This window comes from Limnohabitans sp. (genome assembly GCF_044361985.1).
Classification (GTDB): Bacteria; Pseudomonadota; Gammaproteobacteria; order Burkholderiales; family Burkholderiaceae_C; genus Limnohabitans_A.
In genome coordinates this window covers 1-2,950 of the sequence record NZ_JBIKHV010000179.1, presented here as the reverse complement: position 1 = coordinate 2,950, position 2,950 = coordinate 1, and the positions used below count along the sequence as shown (strand labels likewise).

4 protein-coding genes are annotated in these 2,950 nt (G+C 59.8%); 1 reads left to right on the top strand and 3 read right to left on the bottom strand.

Annotated features, from left to right (window positions below; genetic code table 11):
* The 3 genes from ACIQ3A_RS14775 to ACIQ3A_RS14765 all read right to left on the bottom strand — a co-directional run.
* The coding region (locus ACIQ3A_RS14775; RefSeq protein WP_396432483.1) for an amidohydrolase family protein at positions 1-713 on the bottom strand (713 nt) is incomplete at its 3' end.
* Positions 714-836: 123 nt separating this feature from the next.
* Positions 837-1,520: a 4-carboxy-4-hydroxy-2-oxoadipate aldolase/oxaloacetate decarboxylase gene (gene ligK, locus ACIQ3A_RS14770; protein WP_396432482.1), complete on the bottom strand. Its 684-nt coding sequence runs from the start codon at positions 1,518-1,520 to the stop codon at positions 837-839.
* A 54-nt stretch (positions 1,521-1,574) separates the two neighbouring features.
* Positions 1,575-2,603 carry an amidohydrolase family protein gene (locus ACIQ3A_RS14765; protein WP_108405778.1) on the bottom strand — a complete coding sequence of 343 codons (1,029 nt, stop codon included), beginning with the start codon at positions 2,601-2,603 and terminating at the stop codon, positions 1,575-1,577.
* Positions 2,604-2,768: 165 nt separating this feature from the next.
* On the opposite strand from ACIQ3A_RS14765, the gene ACIQ3A_RS14760 reads away from it, so the two are divergent.
* A partial coding sequence (locus ACIQ3A_RS14760) for a LysR family transcriptional regulator (protein WP_396432481.1) occupies positions 2,769-2,950 on the top strand: 182 nt, incomplete at its 3' end.

Sequence of the window (2,950 nt, the reverse complement as noted above, 5' to 3'; positions counted from 1 at the left end):
TGCTGCTCACCCTTCAAAGCCTTGGGGCCGGTGACCGACAGACGTTCGGGGCACGACACTTTGCTCCACACGTTTTGGTGCTCGCGCATGAACCGCTCGAACAGCGCAAATTGGGGGCCGTCCACCGGCAAGGACACATCGGGGCGGCCCATGTGGTCGACCACCACCGTGCTGGGCAATGTGGTGAAGAAGTCCCACAACTCGGGCAAGTCGACCGCTTCAAAGTAAATGACCACATGCCAGCCCCACTTCGCGATGCGGCTGGCGATCTCCAGCAGTTCGTCCTTGGGGGTGAAGTCAACCAGACGCTTGACGAAGTTGAATCGCACACCGCGCACCCCCGCGTCGTGCATGGCCTGAATCTCTGTGTCGGTCACGCTGCGCTTGACCGTGGCCACGCCACGCGCCTTGCCGCCCGAGTGCAGCAGCGCATCGACCATGGCCCGGTTGTCAGCGCCGTGGCAGGTGGCTTGCACCACCACGTTGCGCGCAAACCCCAGGTGATCACGCAGCGCATACAGCTGCTGCTTGCTGGCGTCGCAGGGGGTGTATTTGCGCTCGGGGGCGTAGGGAAATTCTGACCCTGGTCCAAACACGTGGCAGTGCGCATCGACAGCACCCGCAGGCAATGTGAATGTCGGTTGGCTGGGGCCGGTGTACCAGTCCATCCAGCCAGCGGTTTTGGTGAAGTCACCGGTTGTGGGTTTGCTCATCTTTGCGCCTTCATGAACGGACAAGAGGCTGTGCGGCCCTCTCGGGGCTCATCAGTCCTTCGGCCAGCAAATCGCCCCAATAGGGCCGCACCGCCTCTTGTCCTTTGTTGTTTTTACGGTTGATCAATCGATGTATTTCAAGCCAGCGGCTTCCAGCGGTTCGCGCATTTTGTACATGTCCAGGCCCAGCACCCCAGAAGCAAGTTTGGCGCGTTTTTCGCCTTCGTTGGCTTCGCGGGCCTGCGCAGCTGCCAAGATCTTGGCCGCCATCGCCTTGGGCACACAGACCACGCCATCGTCATCGGCCACGATCACGTCACCGGGGTGCACGATCATGCCGGCGCACACCACAGGGATGTTCACCGAGCCTACGGTTGCCTTGATCGTGCCCTTGCTGCTGATGGCTTTGCTCCAGACGGGAAAACCCATACGGGTCAACTCTTTCACATCGCGCACACCCGCATCAATGATCAGGGCGCGGGCACCACGGGCCTGAAACGAGGTGGCCAGCAGATCGCCAAAATAGCCATCGGTGCATTCGGCGGTGATGGCAGCCACCACGATGTCGCCAGGCTGGATCTGCTCGGCGACCACATGCATCATCCAGTTGTCACCGGGGTGCAGCAGCACCGTGACGGCCGTACCGGAGACTTGCGCGCCAGCATAGATGGGACGCATGAAGGGTTTCATGAGGCCCACACGGCCCATGGCTTCGTGCACGGTGGCCGAGCCCAAAGCGGCCAGATCGTCGGTGACTGATCGGTCAGCGCGGGTGATGTTGCGGTAGACAACGCCAAGTTCGTACATGTTTTTCTCCTTAGTTAGTTGGTGACAGAGCTAAAGATCTGTCACACAAAATCCTTAGATTCCTTTGGCCTTGAGTTGGTCGTCCAAGCGCTTGAAGACGCGGCGGGCGTTGCCTTCGTAGACCATGTAACGGTCTTCATGGCTGAGGTTGGCCGTGGCTTGCACATAGCGTTTGGTGTCGTCAAAGTAATGGCCGGTTTCAGGGTCGATGCCACGCACCGCGCCGATCATCTCAGACGCGAACAGGATGTTCTTGACCGGGATCACCTTGGTCAGCAGGTCGATGCCGGGCTGGTGGTACACGCAGGTGTCAAAGAAAATATTGTTCAGCAGGTGCTCCGACAGCAAGGGCTTTTTCAGCTCTTGCGCCAGCCCCCTGAAACGGCCCCAGTGGTAAGGCACAGCGCCGCCGCCATGCGGGATCAGGAACTTCAAGGTGGGGAAGTCTTTGAACAAGTCGCTGGTCAGGCACTGCATGAAGGCGGTGGTGTCGGCGTTCAGGTAGTGCGCACCGGTGGTGTGAAAGCAGCTGTTGCAACTGGTCGACACGTGAATCATGGCGGGGATGTCGTACTCGACCATCTTTTCATAAATCGGGTACCAGGCCTTGTCGCTCAACGGGGGCGATGTCCAGTGGCCGCCCGATGGATCGGGGTTCAGGTTGATGCCGACGTTGCCGTATTGCTCGACACACTTGACCAGTTCGGGGATGCAGGTCGCCGGATCGACACCGGGCGACTGGGGCAACATGGCCGCAGGCACGAAATGGTCGGGAAACAACTGCGCCACGCGAAAGCACAGCTCGTTGCAAATGGCGGCCCAGGTGGACGAGACATTGAAGTCCCCAATGTGGTGGGCCATGAAGCTGGCGCGGGGGCTGAAGATGGTCAGGTCCGAGCCGCGCTCTTTCATCTTGGCCAACTGGTTGGTCTCGATGGTCTCGCGCAATTCGTCGTCGCTGATTTTCAGCTCGGACACTTTGGGCATGGCAGCAGGGTCTTTGATGCCCGCAATCTGGCGATTGCGCCAGTCTTCCAGCGCCTTGGGGGCGGTGGTGTAGTGACCGTGTACATCGATGATCAAGGGCTGTTTTTGGCTCATGCGAGATTCCTGGGTGGAGAAAAGTCTGACCATGATTGTGCCGCCATGCCCTGCCCGCACAAAGCCACCGCGGCCTCTACCAGCTAGAACAAATCAGCATAACCAAGCGATTGATATGACAAAATAACAAGCCTAGAAAGACCCCCCATGGACCTCAAACAGCTGGAATACTTTGTGCGCGTGGCCGAACTGGGCAGCTTCACCCGCGCCGCCCAAGCCCTGAACATTGCCCAACCCGCACTGAGCCGCCAAGTGCGCCTGCTGGAGGTGGAACTGCGACAAAACCTGCTGGTGCGCAATGGCCGGGGCGCCACGCCCACGCAGGCAGG